Annotated in this window: 14 protein-coding genes; 5 read left to right on the plus strand and 9 right to left on the minus strand. The window is 43.9% G+C overall.

What is annotated here, in order from left to right; genetic code table 11:
• Positions 1–37: 37 nt before the first annotated feature.
• From L2740_RS16870 to L2740_RS16890, 5 genes are all read right to left on the minus strand, one after another.
• On the minus strand, positions 38–484 hold the full coding sequence (locus L2740_RS16870) for an OsmC family protein (protein WP_248951251.1): 447 nt from the start codon (positions 482–484) through the stop codon (positions 38–40).
• 269 nt (positions 485–753) lie between these two features.
• Positions 754–1281 (minus strand): hypothetical protein, encoded by a 528-nt coding sequence (locus L2740_RS16875; RefSeq protein ID WP_248951252.1) that lies wholly within the window; start codon positions 1279–1281, stop codon positions 754–756.
• 208 nt (positions 1282–1489) lie between these two features.
• Positions 1490–1831, minus strand: a complete 342-nt coding sequence (locus tag L2740_RS16880; protein ID WP_220781710.1) for a DUF3325 domain-containing protein — start codon at positions 1829–1831, stop codon at positions 1490–1492.
• A gap of 3 nt (positions 1832–1834) precedes the next feature.
• Entirely contained in the window at positions 1835–3475 is a 1641-nt protein-coding gene (locus L2740_RS16885) for a PepSY-associated TM helix domain-containing protein (protein WP_248951253.1), read from the minus strand.
• A 3-nt stretch (positions 3476–3478) separates the two neighbouring features.
• On the minus strand, positions 3479–3778 hold the full coding sequence (locus tag L2740_RS16890; RefSeq protein WP_248951254.1) for a hypothetical protein: 300 nt from the start codon (positions 3776–3778) through the stop codon (positions 3479–3481).
• 592 nt (positions 3779–4370) lie between these two features.
• On the opposite strand from L2740_RS16890, the gene hpf reads away from it, so the two are divergent.
• Positions 4371–4727, plus strand: coding sequence for a ribosome hibernation-promoting factor, HPF/YfiA family (gene hpf, locus L2740_RS16895; RefSeq protein WP_248951255.1), 357 nt, complete (start codon positions 4371–4373; stop codon positions 4725–4727).
• A 97-nt stretch (positions 4728–4824) separates the two neighbouring features.
• Here the strand turns inward: hpf and L2740_RS16900 are convergent, their stop codons facing one another.
• Entirely contained in the window at positions 4825–6753 is a 1929-nt protein-coding gene (locus tag L2740_RS16900; protein ID WP_248951256.1) for a monovalent cation:proton antiporter-2 (CPA2) family protein, read from the minus strand.
• Positions 6753–7373 carry an NAD(P)H-dependent oxidoreductase gene (locus L2740_RS16905; protein WP_248951257.1) on the minus strand — a complete coding sequence of 207 codons (621 nt, stop codon included), beginning with the start codon at positions 7371–7373 and terminating at the stop codon, positions 6753–6755. Before L2740_RS16905 ends, L2740_RS16900 begins: the two co-directional genes overlap by 1 nt.
• A gap of 454 nt (positions 7374–7827) precedes the next feature.
• Here L2740_RS16905 and L2740_RS16910 point away from each other — a divergent pair, with 454 nt between their 5' ends.
• From L2740_RS16910 to L2740_RS16925, 4 genes are all read left to right on the plus strand, one after another.
• Positions 7828–9039, plus strand: a complete 1212-nt coding sequence (locus tag L2740_RS16910) for an NnrS family protein (protein ID WP_248951258.1) — start codon at positions 7828–7830, stop codon at positions 9037–9039.
• 158 nt (positions 9040–9197) lie between these two features.
• Entirely contained in the window at positions 9198–10562 is a 1365-nt protein-coding gene (locus L2740_RS16915) for an ammonia-forming cytochrome c nitrite reductase subunit c552 (protein WP_420833541.1), read from the plus strand.
• 290 nt (positions 10563–10852) lie between these two features.
• Positions 10853–11905, plus strand: coding sequence for an AraC family transcriptional regulator (locus tag L2740_RS16920; RefSeq protein ID WP_248951260.1), 1053 nt, complete (start codon positions 10853–10855; stop codon positions 11903–11905).
• 91 nt (positions 11906–11996) lie between these two features.
• Entirely contained in the window at positions 11997–14087 is a 2091-nt protein-coding gene (locus L2740_RS16925) for an alkyl/aryl-sulfatase (RefSeq protein WP_248951261.1), read from the plus strand.
• 496 nt (positions 14088–14583) lie between these two features.
• Here the strand turns inward: L2740_RS16925 and L2740_RS16930 are convergent, their stop codons facing one another.
• Together L2740_RS16930 and L2740_RS16935 are read right to left on the minus strand one after the other, a co-directional pair.
• Positions 14584–14778 carry a hypothetical protein gene (locus L2740_RS16930; RefSeq protein WP_248951262.1) on the minus strand — a complete coding sequence of 65 codons (195 nt, stop codon included), beginning with the start codon at positions 14776–14778 and terminating at the stop codon, positions 14584–14586.
• A gap of 46 nt (positions 14779–14824) precedes the next feature.
• Positions 14825–15526 carry an HNH endonuclease gene (locus tag L2740_RS16935; RefSeq protein WP_248951263.1) on the minus strand — a complete coding sequence of 234 codons (702 nt, stop codon included), beginning with the start codon at positions 15524–15526 and terminating at the stop codon, positions 14825–14827.
• Between the last annotated feature and the right edge of the window lie 531 nt (positions 15527–16057).

Here is a 16057-nt window from a genome sequence, read left to right on the forward strand (position 1 = left end):
AATCACCTCGCTTTTTTATAAGCGATAGTCAATAAAGTTAGTAGCTGATTTCAACAATCGTTTCAGGGCTTAGGCTATTTGCAATAAAGCAATTGCTGTGTGATTTTTCGTGGATTTTCGCAATAACATCGTCACCAACTTCAGTGGCAAACTCAATTTTTGGCGCTAGTACAATTTTACTGACAAAAATCTTACCGGCACTGTTTTTACCAAGCTCCGCGGTAGCATTGTCTTGATAGCTGATAATGGGTAAACGCTTTAGATGGGCAATAGTCAAAAATGTCAGCATGTGGCAGCTTGAAAGTGCCGCTAACAGACTTTCTTCAGGATTAATTTTATCTACTGAGCCATTATATTCTGGTGCCGATGAGCCTTGGGCTTGTTGACCACTGCCGTAGCTGATTTGATGATCTCGACAAAATTGTGTTGGCTCAAGAACGGGCTCATCTGATGCGTGCCAACTTAGGTTGATATTAAAACTCATAATGCGGACTCTTATGGTTGATGAAGCTTACACAAAATTTGTGTAGCAGCCTAACTTTGAGGTAAGTCAGGCTACTCTCAAAATTATGATAGAGAGTTGATATTAATCAAATAAGAGTGATTAGTGAATAATCAATAATTGAGTGCCGAGCCGCTTCTTTCAAATCCGTTTTAACTTAATCTTATGCTCAATTCTTTTGCCCAGTGCCCAGTGCCCAGTACTCAGTGCTTTTGCTTACGCAGGTTACTCGATTCTCGCGATTGATTAACCTAGTCTTGGTCGTTTAATTCGCTGGTAGTAGCTGCGTAGGTTTGCATTGTAGCGATTTGTTGTTGCTGAGCTTTAGCATCTACAGTCGCTGCACGAGCTTGATCATTATTGCTGAGGTAATGCGCAGTTACTGGAGAAACATTGTTACTGTTGCCAGTGACAATGCTAGCCATGTCGCTATAGATCTGATATTGCATTTTTGCTTTTCGATACTCGATATAAGCGTTGGCTTTATCGCCATCATTGGGTAACTCTGGCTTAGTCACTGGAGCGTTTTCATCGCTGGATATATCGTTAGTAGAGGTACTAGTAGCAGACAGTCTAAGCGCAGTAGCACTTATGGTTACTGTGTCTTGCTGCAGGTGAAGACTTACATTAGCGGCGCTAGGTGCTATTTGAGTTGCTTGAGTTGATTGAGTTGCTTGATTCAGCGGAGATTGTGGCTGGTTTAGTGGCTGCTCTAATCTCTCCGCACGTGGTGCAGGGGGATTGCTGTTAAGCGGTGAATTAGCATGAGATACAAGCATAGCGCCTCTGATTTAGTTAGCAAAAATATCAATGTCTTATACTAACGTGTTTTGCAGCGCTTAAACTGTACCTAAGCTGAATGGGGTTCTTATAACGATTGGTATAAAAGATTAAAATCCAAATCAAAGTAGAGTCGTGCAGATACAAAAAAGCCTTTTGCAAAAAAATACAAAAGGCTTTTTCTTTACACTCTTATTTTCATAAACGTTAAACGAACTGGTACTGGTTCATCACCACTAATACTGAGCTTAACAATGTGCTGATTGCCATTGAGTAAGGTAAAAGCTTGGCACGATAACTGAGCATTAAAATGACCAGCAAGCCTGCAAATGACAGCAGGCCGAAAAACAAAATGCTGCCATAAGCGGCACCTTGAGTGGCTATACAACCCCAGAATGTGCCTGCAATACCAATCCAACCGGCAACATAGAGCGCTTTTGCTTGTTGCGGGTTAGGGGCTTTGGCAAACGTATCACGATAGTGTGAAAACATGGCCAAAGCTAATAATCCAAATGCGAGATAGCTAAATCCTAAAAGACTTAAAATCACGGCTTATGCTCCCTCTTTAGTCGCGGTTGAGGCATGGTTAAATCCCTCTTTTGGGCTGCGAACGGCTGCAGCCTTCTTTGGTCTGACAGCAGTTTTGGTGATGAGTTTCGTGCGAGCAAAAAATAGTGCAGCGCCCATGAATACGCACATAAGGTCAAACCCAACTAGCGGCCATTGCTGTAAATTAATATTATCAATTAAATTGCTGTTAGAAGTTAGCGCATTCAGTACTGGGATTGCGCAAAGACTCGCGCCGCCAAGTGCTAAGGTAAAGCGCCAAGCCGTTTTGCTGCGGTTAAAGCAGGCTAGAATACCTACCGCAGCTAGTGCGATAAAGAAGCTGTTAACTTCCCATTGAGCGCGATTCGCAAGCTCTGTTGGCAATAAACGGTTGGCATAGAAAAATGCTGCTGTTGCCAGTGGTAGACCAGTAATAAAAGTGAGGTTTAAGCCTTCAACCAAACGCAAACTAAAGCTTGCTGTCGCACCTTGTTTAATCTGCTTTTGTTGCTTCTGGCGAATTTTAACCGCCCATAGCAAGGTTCCTGTGGTGATCATCGCACACCCTAAAATGCCACTGATAAAGAACAGTGCACGCAGCCAATGTTCTGCAAAACGGCCAGTATGCAGGGCAATGAGCACATCATAAGTATTTTGAGCACCAGAATCAGGGTCAATACCGCGGCTAGTTAACTCGCCAGTGACGCCATTAAAGCTAATAGCAGTGCGTCTATCGGTTACAGCTTCTTGGGTATCGCGGTAGAAATTAACCTTACTATTTTGATCGCCAGGGTTGTTAATAACTACTTGCTTAATCGGCTCATTAATCCAAATCTGCTTCACTTGTGGCAATAGTGTATCAAGCGCAACCAACTGCGCGTCAACGCCTACAGGTTTGACTTGCACCCGGCTAGGGCTCAGCTGTTGCCGAAACGATTTTGAATCGCCATCAAATGCAGTCATTACGCCCCAAGGCATGTACATCATCATTAAAGTGACAAGACCTGTGTAGGTGATCATCAGATGATAAGGCAGTGCCAGCACTGAACTGACGTTATGGGCATCTAGCCAAGAGCGGCTGCCTTTACCGCGCCTAAAGCTAAAGAAGTCTTTGAAAATACGTTTATGAATAACGATACCGCTAATCAGGGCGACCAGCATAAACATGGTACAAAAGCCCACAATCCAGCGGCTGATTTTTGCGGGTAGATAATGCAAGTCGAAATGCAAGCGATAGAAAAAGTGCCCACCTTTAGATTCACGCACATCCGTTATGAGCTGATCACCGGTAAGTGGTGCAATATGCTCTACAAACTTACCACGACGCTGACCCTCTTCTGGTTGAGTTTGCCAAGCGTAGCTAACATAAGGCTTACGGTCGGTAGGAAAGTACACTCGCCAGTCACGAGCATCTGGAGCATGTTCAGCTAAATAACGCTGTGCTTTGTCAAGTTCGCTAGCGACCTTGGTGCTGTCATATTGTTGGAAGACGTTTTTGTGTAACTCAGGTTTGCTCCATAACGTCATTTCATAGCGGTAGTAACTTAATGTACCTGCAAAAAATACCAGTAGCAAAACCCAACAAACGAGTAGGCCAACCCAAGTGTGCAGCCAAGTCATACTGCGGAAAAATGAATCTTTCATTGTTTAACCTATAGCTAAAATAAGCAGATAAAAAACTCCGCTAAGGCAAAGTGGGTCGATTAACGCTCGCCATTTGTTTGATACGCTAAATGCCCAGATACCAGCACAGGCATAAACTGCAAATGACAGCATAGTGGCGGTTAACGTACTTTCTGCTGGTGGTAATGGCAGGGCTAAAGCAAGCAATCCAGTTGCAGTGGCTGCTAAAAGGTAACCGATAAAAATCGCTGAAAATGCACGCAAGCCAACATTGAACTTGTTTGAGTCAATCCGTTGCAATAACTTGGTTTTTATTATTTGCACTGAGAGGCACACCTAAAGACTGATATTGTGAAGTAAGAAATAGTGTCGGCATTCTACATTAAATTTATTAAATGATAACTCTTTTCATTCTCGTTTGGGTGTAAATGTGCCAGACTTGAGAGTTATATCGCAGAAGGGAAGTGCGAAATAGAATATTGAACTGGGTATATATTGGCCTGAGCCCGAAGGGAGTTCCTGAAAGCTTGTTGCGTTTTTAGCATCTAAGTGTTTGATGTGAACTTTGTATATAAATAAATTTAAATTTATTTAACCAAATCGTGACTGAAATCAAGCCAAAGCGACGATTTTTGTCTAAATTAGTAGAGGAGCTTTTGAGGATTAGATTGCTGTTTGCTAATTTTTTAAGCGCTCTAGGAAGACCGCTTAGCTTATGTTTTAACCATGCAGGCAGGCGGTGTGATGAAAATTATCAATATAACAAAAATTGTTTTTACCCTATGTACACTGGGCTGTAGCGATGAGTTGATTATTTTGCCAGCAAGCATTAGATAAATTATTTTTAATAAAAGCTTGTAATTTAACGCTAAAAACCCAAGTGTAGTAGGTGAAATCATTGTAAAAAGGAAAACCTATGAAAATAAATCTTTCTGGTCACCACGTTGATGTCACAGACGTAGTAAGACAGCATGTCCAAGAGAAGTTTTCGAAGATAGAGAGTCATTTTCCAACCCTGATCGCCCTAGATATTATCATTGCTAAAGAGCACGGCGAATTCCAGGTTGAAATTAGAACGAATTATGAGGGTAGCAGTATTTCCGCTTCTGGTACTGATCCTGTTATGTATCCAGCGATTACCAGCGCAGCAAAAAAACTCGATGCGGCACTAAAGCATCGTAAAGGACAACTGAAGGCTGATTTGCATTCTAAGCCAGTTGTAACCACACCAGAAATTGCACATGAGAAAGTGCAAGAGATGAACTTGGTATAAAGATTCAGTAAGCCTTTAAAACATGGTTTAAAAGGTTTACCAGTTAAAAGCCCCGCTAACTTAGGTTAGCGGGGCTTTTTTATGTTTATTGGTGTAACTAATCAGTTTCAGATTGAGAGAACTCAGTAGTGTCATTTTTCGGTGGCGGCGTCCAGCCACGCTCCAATTTAGAAAAGCTACGATAGCGCTCATTTTTCATCGCTGCACTAAGCGTTTCTTCTAATTGAATAAACATATCGCGATAGTGGACTAAGTACTTATCGTCTTCTGTGACCTGTTTCCACGCTTCATACAAGGTATCTTTATGGGTCACTTCAGTTTCATAAAACGTTGCCCGCTGTTGTTCGGCCTTAAATGGGTGTACCCCAAGCCTAATCAACGCATGCTTACCTAAGTTCAGCGCAGAGTGGAACGTTTCACTGACCATAAAGTCTGCTCCCGCATTACGCAACCGGTATAAATGACGACGGTCAAATGCACGCGCCATCACTATCACATGGGGATGAGTGTGCTTTATATATTCAACTAAACCCACAGCGCGCTCAGGGTCGTCAATGGCAATCACCAGCATTTTGGCTTTATCAATACCGGCAGTATGCAGAAGATCTGGCTGAGTGGCATCGCCGTAATAACTCTTGGTATTAATTTTTCTTAAGTTCTCAACCTGTTGCACCTCGTGATCCAGTACCACGGTTTTCACGCCATTAGTCACCAGCAGGCGGTTAACAATCTGCCCGAAACGGCCAACACCGGCAATAATTACCGTGCCTTTTTCATCAATATCATCAGGCTCGCGGGTGTTTTCGGTTTTTTCATAGCGTGGCAAGATCACTTTATCAAACAGGATAAATAACCCAGGAGTAAGGAACATAGATAGCGCCACGACTAGAGATAACAACTGTGCAAGATCAGTTGGGATTACATGGTTTTGCACTGTATAACTGAGTAATACAAAGCCAAACTCACCAGCTTGCGCCAAACTCAGGGCAAACAGCCAGCGGTCACTGCCGCGGATCTTAAAGATAAAGGCTAACACTAATAGCACAACGGCCTTAATGAGCATTACCGCAAAGGTCATGGCTAATACGGGGGCAATATTGGCAAACAACACATCAAAGTTGATACCTGCACCAACGGTGATAAAAAATAGCCCGAGTAATAGCCCTTTAAAAGGTTCAATGTTGGATTCTAGCTCATGCCTAAATTCACTGTTAGCCAATACCACACCGGCAAGGAAGGTACCTAACGCTGGCGATAAGCCGACTAAACTCATCAACGCCGCAATACCAATCACCAGCATTAGCGCAGTGGCGGTGAAGATTTCACGCAGCCCTGAGCTAGCAACATAACGAAATAACGGTCGGCTTAAAAAATGCCCACCCACCACCACACTGGCAATGGCTAACAGCACCACTATGGCGTAAGCCCATCCGGGTAGGCCCGCAACTAAGGATATCTCTTCATGATGCTCAGCAGCCGTTTGCGCTAAAGACTGGGCTTTTTCGACGAGCTCAGGCAAGGCGAGCAGTGGAATAAACGCCAACATGGGGATCACGGCAATATCTTGAAATAGCAGCACCGAAAAGGCGTTCTTGCCCCCTTCAGTTTTCGTTAGGCTCTTTTCATTAAAGGTTTGCAGCACAATAGCGGTAGAAGAAAGTGAAAATATCATGCCCACGGTAAGAGCTATGGTCCAGCCGTAGCCAAAGGCCATGGCGATTCCCATCACTACCAAGGTGGATAAACCGACTTGTAAGCCACCTAAGCCGATTAACTTATTGCGCATGTCCCACAGCATTCTAGGCTCAAGTTCAAGCCCCACCAGAAACAGCATCATCACCACACCAAACTCGGCAAAGTGTTGCAAGGTGTTGGTTTCAGTGCCCACTAAGCCAATAATTGGCCCAATGACAACACCCGCGATGAGATAGCCGAGTACTGAGCCTAGGCCTAATCGTTTGGCAATGGGCACCGCAATAACAGCCGCGCACAAATAGATAAATGCTTGAATAAAATAGGCTGTCATTATCGCTCCCTGATGACTTGTTCTAAGTGATCGTTTAGCTTTTCAAGTGACTGGGCTAAAGCAATGTCTACTCTATCTTCACTTAAGGCTGTTAAGGTTTTCAGCCAGCTATTTACATGGCTATCAACGCGATTTTCTTCAAAGGCACTGCGGGCGCAAAATAGCGCAAACGGCGCGATAAAGCGCATCCCGGTTAGATTGGCTGTTTGCTCTAATGGGCGTAATAGTTCTCTTAGGGTAAAGTGATTAAAGCCATCTTCTTTATAGGCAGCTTCACTGCCGCCAGCGCTAATAACGCACATAAAGGTTTTTCCCTCTAATGCTTTACCTTTTGCACCATAAGCAAAGTTGTACTCTAACACTAAGTCTTGCCACTCTTTTAAAATCGCTGGGGTGGAATACCAATACAGCGGAAACATAAACACCACCACATCATGCTCGACAAGGCGTTGTTGCTCCTTGTCTATGTTGATCCTAAATGTTGGGTATTCGGCATACAGATCCACTGCTGTGACATTGGGGTGCTGCTTGGTCGCATCAAATAGCGGTTTATTGATTTCAGATCGCTCTTGGGAAGGGTGTGCATACAATACGAGGATTTTTTTTGCCGCGGTTGTCATGATTGTCCAGTCACTTTGCTTAACAGATTGTTATTAAATCTAGCATAGACATTCCGTTGAGCTAAATCTTTTTGCCGATAAGGGATTGGTGCAGAAATAATTTATCGCGAATACGCTACAGCGTTAAAAACTAACTGAGCTATTGCTCGCAGTTCTTGCAGGCTAAAGGCGATGATACTGTTAAAAACGGCTAACATTAACAATATGCAAAGTGTTGGGGATAAGGGCTGATATTAACGAGTTCGCTTTGCATACTCTTTTTTACTACGATTTTACTCAGAGTAATGCGGTGCTTTTATGCAGGAGATACCTCTAAAGCTATAAGTGAAAACAGTGAGATAGTAACCTAGCTCACAGAAGTCATAATCGTTTTTAATTTCCATTGTTATCGAAAAATGACCTAGTTAAACTAAAAGCTGTATTTTAAATGCAAGTTTTGTGTAAGGTTTGAACTATGCTTAATATTGATGATCCCAAAGAGACTGAAAAAATCCCTGCCATTTTTAGATTAGGTTTTCGGCCTTTCTTTTTAGGCGGCGCAGCGGTGGCTATGCTGTTTGTGCCGCTATGGTTACTCACTTGGTTTTATCCGCAATACAGCTTATTTCAAACAGATTTTTGGGTGAAGGTGGTACCTTTGTGGTGGCACCCACATGAAATGCTATTTGGCTTTGCTTTAGCCATAGTGTGTGGTTTTTTACTCACCTCGGTACAAACTTGGACCAATCAGCCTGGCATGAAAGGGTGGGCGTTAGCGCTAACCTTTAGCTGCTGGTTACTGGCAAGGTTGACCTTGCTGCTGCCAGTCTCCATTCCCTTGTGGTTACCAGCAATACTCGACTCACTCTTTTTAAGCTTTACTGCCATTAAGCTATGGCGCTGCATTTATAAAGTAAAGCAATGGCATAACATTGGTTTCCCTATCATGTTATTTGTGGCGATGGGGATTAACCTATTGAGTTATTACGCCCTAAGTCAGCGTGATTTTTCGCTTAGTCAGCAGATCTGGCAAGCCATGCTGTGGTGGCTTGGCTTGCTAATTACTATTGTTGGCGGACGAGTGATCCCATTTTTTACCGCAATCCGCATTAAACAAACTAAACCTAACCCTATCCCTGTGCTGGATAAAAGCCTCATTGCGATTATGGTGTTATTGGTCGCGCAGGCGATTGCGCAGTTTATGCCAACATTACTCGAACAGATTTTGTTGTTTGCTGCCGCAGCACTGCATTTTGTGCGCTGGTCGCGCTGGTTCCCTCATAAAACCTTAGCTGAACCTATGTTGTGGTCTTTGCAGCTTAGTTATTTATTCTTGCCTATTACCCTATTTTTACTGGCCTGGAATATCCATGACTCAATGGCATATAGGCACCTATTGCACCTGTTTGCTATCGGCACCTTAGCTGGGATCTGTTTGTCGATGATTTCACGGGTGTCATTAGGCCACACCAGTCGCAATATTTATCAAGGGCCAAATATGATTATCGCCTTTGCATGTTTACCGATAGCGGCAATCTTGCGAGCTCTGATGCCGATATGGCTGCCTGAGTTTTACCAAACTTGGTTGTGGCTTGCTGGTGGCTTGTGGTCATTAGCGTTTGGTTTGTTTGTGGTGAACTATGCCGCAATATTATCTAAGCCGCGAATTGATGGAAGACCGGGTTAGCGCTGTTTGTCGTATTTTAAGTGGGTCATGTTTTATCGTAAAAAGAACGCAATAATTTAAAAGTAGTAGTTATAAAAATAAAAGGTTGATAGTAAAAAATGATGGTACATAAGCGTGTGAAATTAGCCAGTACATTGATGATAGGTCTGCTTTGGCCAATGGGCTCAGCACTTGCTGAGAGCGCTGCGGCTGATGATAAAAAAAGCCTAAGCAAAGCAGCCGTAGAGCAACAACAACGCGATGCAGCGCTGCGTGATGAGTTTCCTGTGCAGTATCAAAGTTGGCAACAAACCTCTGAGCAAACAGAGCGCGAAGATATGCTGGCAAGTTATCCTGCAGCGGTGATTTTGTGGGCGGGCTCATCGTTTGCTAAAGAATATAACAGTCCTCGGGGGCATCACTTTGCGGTTGCCGATGTCACCCATACATTGCGTACAGGCGTGCCACCAAAAGAGGGTGAAAAAGGCTTATCTGCAAGCTGCTGGACCTGTAAAACACCTGATGCCACGCGCTTAATGAAAGAGCTCGGCGTTGAAGGTTTTTCGGCTAAAAACTTTACCGATTTAGGCACAGAGGTGAATAGCGTTGTGTATTGCACCGACTGTCATGTAGACGGTAAAGCTGAGCTCGCTATGCCGCGCCCACATGCACAAGATGCAATGGCGAAAGTGCATATGCCATTTGATAAACAAGGCGTGAATATGCAAGGTGCGCAAACTTGTGGTCAATGCCATGTGACTTATTATTTCCAGCCTGAGCGTAGCGACAAAGTCAATATTCCTTGGATCTTCGGTAACACTGTCGATGACATTGAAAAATACTATGATACCCGCCGTTTTTACGAGTGGATCCATCCCATATCGCAAACGCCAATATTAAAAGCGCGTCACCCAGAGTTTGAGCATTGGAGCCGCAGTAAACATGCAGAAGCTGGGGTCACTTGTATCACTTGTCACATGCCTGAAGAAACCGATGCTAAGGGCAATAGCTTTACCAGCCATAAGATCAGTAAAGCACTCGATCATTTCGATACAGTTTGCCAAGGTTGCCATAAGAGCGAAAAAACCATCGTTAAGTCGCTTGAACGCAGCAAGGCTGAAATCGATGCCAAAGCTCGCGAAGTCGAAGGTTTGCTGGTTAAGGCGCATTACGAAGCTAAAGCTGCGTGGGATGCTGGCGCGACTTGGCCGTTAATGAACGATGCCATTATGGCAATTCGTCATTCACAGTGGCGTTGGGACTTTGCTATGGCGTCACATGGTCTGTATGCCCATAACCCAGAAGAGGGCAATGCCTTATTGGATATGTCGATTAGACAAGTTAACTACGCGCGGGCGTCATTGGCTGAGATTTTGAAGAAGTTTGACATCAGCAAAGTTGAGTATCCAGATATCAGTACTAAAGCTGCAGCCCATAAAGCGGTAGGAATAGAGCTTGATAAACTAACCGAGCAGAAAAAGCAGTTTATTAAGCAAGAAGTCGATAAAAAGTGGTCTGAAGTGACGCGTTATGGTTATGAATAAGTGAGCGTGTTGCCGACCATTTTTTAAATGAATTAGTTAGGATAGATTAGTTAAAACGGATTAGTTAAGGCTGGCTACTTAAGGCTATTAAGCTAACCAATAACATTTAAGGCTCAAAGGTTCTCCTTTGAGCCTTTTTGTTTTTCAAAATAGGCTAGTACTCCTCAATACTCCTCCCTAATAATACTCGTCAGTCACTTAGCGTTTTAGTGTCTTAGATGACAATAAAAGACCAAAGCTGATAGTCTGTTATTGGCTAATCAAAGACCTGTAGGGAAGAATCAGATTATATGCCGACTTCATTTAATCCTATTAATACCCAAGCTGTGACTCAATACACCACCATTGCCGCTTGGACGTTGGCGATTGCCAGAGCGCTGAGTGTTATAGGCATTGAGCCAAAGCCCATATTTCAGCAAGTTGGTTTGAATATAGAGGTGCTTGAAGCTAAGCCTGATAGCCGAGTTGATATCGCGCAAATGACTCAGTTATGGCAATGCGCCATGCAAGCAACAGGCTCGGCTGATTTTGGCCTAACGGTGGGGCGTTATGCTTATCCATTGCACTTTCATTTTCTAGGTCCTTTGCTGCTTAGCTGTAACACCTTAGCCGAGGCTTTCGAGTTATTACCCGATTACTCGGCACTGGTGAGTAATAGCGGCAATATTCAGCTGCAGCGTAGTCCTCAATGGCTTGGATTTACCATTAATCCACTCAACGGCGTTGAGATCAGCGAGCTTGCCATAGATGCGTTTTTTAGCAGCTTAATGCAGCACGGTAAGCAGATGCTGGGCCATAACCAGTTTGTGTGCAAAGTTGAGCTAATGCGCAAGGACCACAAGTTACAACACCTGTGGCAAGACTATTTTGGCTGCGAAGTGGTCATGAATGCTGCCACCAATTGCATGTGGATGGATAGAACCATGCTTGAGCAAACCACGGTGACTAAAAATCCGCAACAAGCTAAATATAGCGAAGCAGCAGTGCGGCAATATTTACAAGGGATGCAAGCACTAACATGGCGGCAAAAAACCAGTCAGGGCATTCATGTCATGTTACTTGAGCAAGAACCTACGGCGCAAAGCATTGCAAAAATGTATAACGTCAGTGAGCGCAGTTTAAGTCGTTATTTACTGCAAGAGGGCACCAGCTTTAGATCGCTATTAAAGCTTAAACGGCAAGAGTTAGCTTGCCACTATTTGCTTAATACTCACATTGCTGTGAATGAACTTGCGAATATATTGGGCTATAGCAGTTTGAGTAATTTCACCCGCTCATTTAAAGGCTGGCTTGGGGTGAGTCCATCGCAATTTCGGCAGCAAAACTTAGCCAACAAACCATGAGTTTGCGCTAGATTGGCGAAAAATGATAACTGCGTTGTTGGTTTTATGTAATAGCTTGGTGTTATCTTGTTAACCACTAAAGCGCTTAACTATGCCAACATTTCAGTTTATTCAGCGTGAGCCATGCCAGCAAAGCAAGCTTAATCATGATCACCACAATCATCAAAATCACAATAAAATCTATAACAATATTAAACTCGGCCTGTTTGGCACGCTAACCACGATCTTGCTAACGGGCTGTCAACCTGATCCTGACTTAAGCAAAGTTGCTACCGAGGTTAAGGCTACAGAGGTTGATGCTTTAGGCTTTACCCCGGCAAGTTCACACACAGCAAGCGCAAACCAAGCTGTGTTATCTGAGTTGCCATTTGACGATGTACAAGACTTTGAAGATGCCAAGCGCGGCTTTATCGCCAGCATGCCAGAGCTTAAAGTAGTTGATGAAAACGGCAAGGTGATATGGGACAGAACCGCCTATGACTTTATTGAGGGCGAAGCGCCTGCGAGTGTCAATCCCAGTCTGTGGCGACAAGCGAGCCTTAACAATATTGATGGCTTATTTGAAGTCACCCAAGGTGTTTATCAATTGCGAGGTTTTGACTTAGCCAATATGACGGCGATAGTCGGTGACAGTGGCTGGATTATAGTTGATCCATTAACCACAGCGGAAACCGCCAAAACCGCGCTAAAATTTTTAAATCAAACTTTGGGCGAGCGACCTGTGTCGGCGATTGTATTTACCCACAGTCATATGGACCACTTTGGTGGGGCTTTGGGCTTATTTGAGCAAGCGCCTGATGACACTATTGATATCATTGCGCCAGCCGGTTTTATGCATGAAGCGACCAGCGAAAACGTGATGGCAGGTACCGCCATGAGCCGCCGCGCTATGTATATGTACGGCAAGCAGCTACCGCGCTCTGTACGCGGTCATATAGGCTCAGGGTTAGGCAAAGAGCCAGCCTTTGGTGAGTTTGGCATTTTGAGCCCTAATGTGGTGGTCGAGCATGACTCTGCGATGGAAGTAGATGGCGTCCCCTTTGAATTTCAAATCGTATCAGGCTCAGAAGCGCCCGCTGAGTTCACTTTTTACCTGCCTGAGCAGCAGGCATATTGCGGCGCTGAGCTAGTCTCTAAAAACATGCACAATTTGTATACCTTGCGCGGCGCAAAGGTGCGTGACGCATTGGTATGGAGCCGAGCCATTGATGATGCCCTCAATGCACAGCGAGACACCAAGGTATATTTTGGCAGTCATCATTGGCCTATTTGGGGTCAAGCAGAAGTAAATGAGTTTTTACAAAAGCAGCGTGACACTTATAAGTATATTCACGATCAGTCGGTGCGCATGCTTAATGCAGGCTATACTCCGGCCGAAATCGCCGAGCAAATACAGATGCCGCCATCACTGTCGAACACCTTTGCCAGCCGCGGCTACTACGGCACAGTTAAGCACAATGCCAAGGCGGTTTACCAAGCTTATTTAGGTTGGTACGACGCCAATCCCGTTAACCTAGACCCATTGCCTGCAACGGCATCGGCGGTTAAATATGTTGAGCTAATGGGCGGCGCAGACAAAATCATCACAGCGGCCAACAAGGCTGTAGCAGCTGGCGAGTATCGTTGGGCGGCAGAGCTGGTAAATCATCTCGTGGTGGCCAAACCTGAGCATAAACAAGCCAAAGCTTTGCTTGCTAGTATTTATGATCAGCTGGGTTATCAGGCAGAGTCAGCGCCTTGGCGTGATGTGTACCTAACTGCTGCCTATGAGCTCAGACACGGCAGCCCAGAGGTGGGGATTGATTTAGCCTCTATGAAACAGATTTTGCTGCAATCGCCAGTCGAGAACTTTATGCAGTCGATGGCATCACGGGTGATAGGGCCTGAAGTCTTCGGCGAAGAGTTTATTCTTAATATCAACTTCACCGATCTTGATAAAAACTATGTGCTAGAGCTAAAAAACTCAGTATTACATCATAAGCTCGCACCCAAATCTGCCAAGGCCAACGCGACATTAAATATTAGCCATGAGTTATTTGTCGATCTGATTATTGGTAAAGCAGGCGTCAAAGAGGTGCTGTTTTCCGACGAGCTTGAAATCGAGGGCAGTAAGCTTGATTTAGTCAGCTTCTTTTCGTCCTTAGATAAACCCAAAGGTGTGTTTAATATTGTCACACCCTAGCTTGGTACATAATAGTCATAGCTATGATGATTGGGCGTCATAGCGGGCGCCCTTGTTATCGAGGCTAACCGTGGGTCTGCGGTTAGCCATCGACTTAATCAATCAAACTTCGTTTGATAGCAAAGACCATACAGACTCGATATATCTCTAGGCTAAAAGTTGTCTTGCTGCAACAGTGGTTCCAATGGCCTGCGGCCAGCGCATGTGCAGACACTGCCGTGACACGCAACAAGTCCATCCTTGGAGGCTCGGCCATGACGTCCATGTCATGGACGGTCACGGCCGTGTCTACACTGAGTTAGAAAAGCATAACCTTTACATTTAGAGTTATGATTAAAGCCCTAGCTCGTTTTTGGGCATAACCACATTAGAGTATCAGGTCTATCACTAGTGGCTTAGATGAGAAAATTTATCTCTTTTTCTCTAATTCGCTCCGACCCCTTTATCCGGATGAGTTTGTTAGCCAACCGTTACATACAAAAGTGGTTTACTCTTCCTAATTGCGCTCAATATCATCTTTGGCTAGTAAAAGAACACCTATAATTTCTTGAAACTTTAAACCATTAACAGCAAAATCATCAGTGCTTTTCAAAGTTTCATTATAGAAAGCTTCGAGACAATAGTTAATTCCATCTAATACATCTATTCCTGGGCGATTAGATTCTAACTCTGTTTGATCTAGATCTTTCATTTAAAACTCTCCATATGATGGTAAATCTAACTACTTGATGCGATTGTTATGAGTTACGAAATACACGCTTACGGTGAAAATCCATGTACACCTGATGCTCTTTTTTAAGTTCAACAGACATTGTTGGATGTATTCCCAATTTTTCAGGTTCCTTAAGCTGTTTAGAAATCATAATTTGACCATTCTCGCTAAAGGAAACAAATCCTGAGTCAAAGGCCTTATCTAGGTTTGCAACCAGCAATAAGCCGTTGTGATAATCCAAACGCTCACAATTATCTGAGGCAGACCAAGGTTTTATGTGGGAGGCAATCAGGAACGAAGGATCTTCATAGCCAGTTACAGCACAAGCCCCCCAATAGGTAAGTAGTTCTTGACGAAACTTCCCCTGACCTAAGCGAACCTTTAATAAAGTCGCTTTTTCGGTATCGGTAACATCATCAGCAAGGATCGAATCAACATCATTCTCGATACTGGAGTCAAAACCTTCAGACAGATACTCAGAGTACTTTGACAAAGCACTATTGTACATTCCGTGTCCAGTCTTGTTTCTTTCCAGGTAGATAGGTAACTTTCTAACAGAAGAAGCAATGCTATGGAATTGTGAGTGGCAGGATATTGATGCCAAAGAACCAGCTACAATACCACCTTCGATTGCCCAGTCACTTAGAACTCCATTAACTGCTCCACTATACTTCTTTATCGATGACTCAGAGAGCCCTTTGTGGCACATCCAATCTTCAAATCTCATACAGAGGCACTTCCTAGTTCCACATAACAGATTATTATCCTGCGTCTCGGATAAATCCCTGCACTTTGTTAATTTACCTCAAAGCTAGCAGCGTAAGTTATTGATGTAAAGGAGTTAACCTAGCATATGTTAACAAAAGTTGAATGTACTATTCCCGCAAAGTAATGCAGAACATTTATCGGGTCTCTTATATAGTCGATCGAAGAAAGGTGTCGGAGCGAATTAGCGACAGATACGGATAATGAACTAGCCTTTTAGCCATTACTCCGAATTAACAGAATAATGTTTGTCTAACCAAGTGCAGATACGGCCGTGACCGTCCATGACAAGGTGAGAGATAACGAAGTTATCAAGTTCTCGAACGAAAGGCAGGATGCCGAACTGGCATTTTAGCATGGATGCTATTCGTCATGGCCGAGTTTACAGGGATGATGGGATGGACACCTCTTGTTAAACCGGCGTCATTTGCGCCATATTGAATTTGTGCGTTCAATAACTAACAAAAGGTGTCCAATATGAAAGTTACACTAA

Source organism: Shewanella pneumatophori (assembly GCF_023283895.1).
GTDB lineage: Bacteria > Pseudomonadota > Gammaproteobacteria > Enterobacterales > Shewanellaceae > Shewanella > Shewanella pneumatophori.

What these genes read in the sequence shown, in the direction of transcription:
- L2740_RS16870 (WP_248951251.1), bottom strand. Translation starts at nt 484, where the DNA reads ATGAGTTTTAATATCAACCTAAGTTGGCACGCATCAGATGAGCCCGTT.
- L2740_RS16875 (WP_248951252.1), bottom strand. Translation starts at nt 1,281, where the DNA reads ATGCTTGTATCTCATGCTAATTCACCGCTTAACAGCAATCCCCCTGCA.
- L2740_RS16885 (WP_248951253.1), bottom strand. Translation starts at nt 3,475, where the DNA reads ATGAAAGATTCATTTTTCCGCAGTATGACTTGGCTGCACACTTGGGTT.
- hpf (WP_248951255.1), top strand. Translation starts at nt 4,371, where the DNA reads ATGAAAATAAATCTTTCTGGTCACCACGTTGATGTCACAGACGTAGTA.
- L2740_RS16900 (WP_248951256.1), bottom strand. Translation starts at nt 6,753, where the DNA reads ATGACAGCCTATTTTATTCAAGCATTTATCTATTTGTGCGCGGCTGTT.
- L2740_RS16905 (WP_248951257.1), bottom strand. Translation starts at nt 7,373, where the DNA reads ATGACAACCGCGGCAAAAAAAATCCTCGTATTGTATGCACACCCTTCC.
- L2740_RS16910 (WP_248951258.1), top strand. Translation starts at nt 7,828, where the DNA reads ATGCTTAATATTGATGATCCCAAAGAGACTGAAAAAATCCCTGCCATT.
- L2740_RS16915 (WP_420833541.1), top strand. Translation starts at nt 9,198, where the DNA reads ATGGGCTCAGCACTTGCTGAGAGCGCTGCGGCTGATGATAAAAAAAGC.
- L2740_RS16920 (WP_248951260.1), top strand. Translation starts at nt 10,853, where the DNA reads ATGCCGACTTCATTTAATCCTATTAATACCCAAGCTGTGACTCAATAC.
- L2740_RS16925 (WP_248951261.1), top strand. Translation starts at nt 11,997, where the DNA reads ATGCCAACATTTCAGTTTATTCAGCGTGAGCCATGCCAGCAAAGCAAG.
- L2740_RS16930 (WP_248951262.1), bottom strand. Translation starts at nt 14,778, where the DNA reads ATGAAAGATCTAGATCAAACAGAGTTAGAATCTAATCGCCCAGGAATA.
- L2740_RS16935 (WP_248951263.1), bottom strand. Translation starts at nt 15,526, where the DNA reads ATGAGATTTGAAGATTGGATGTGCCACAAAGGGCTCTCTGAGTCATCG.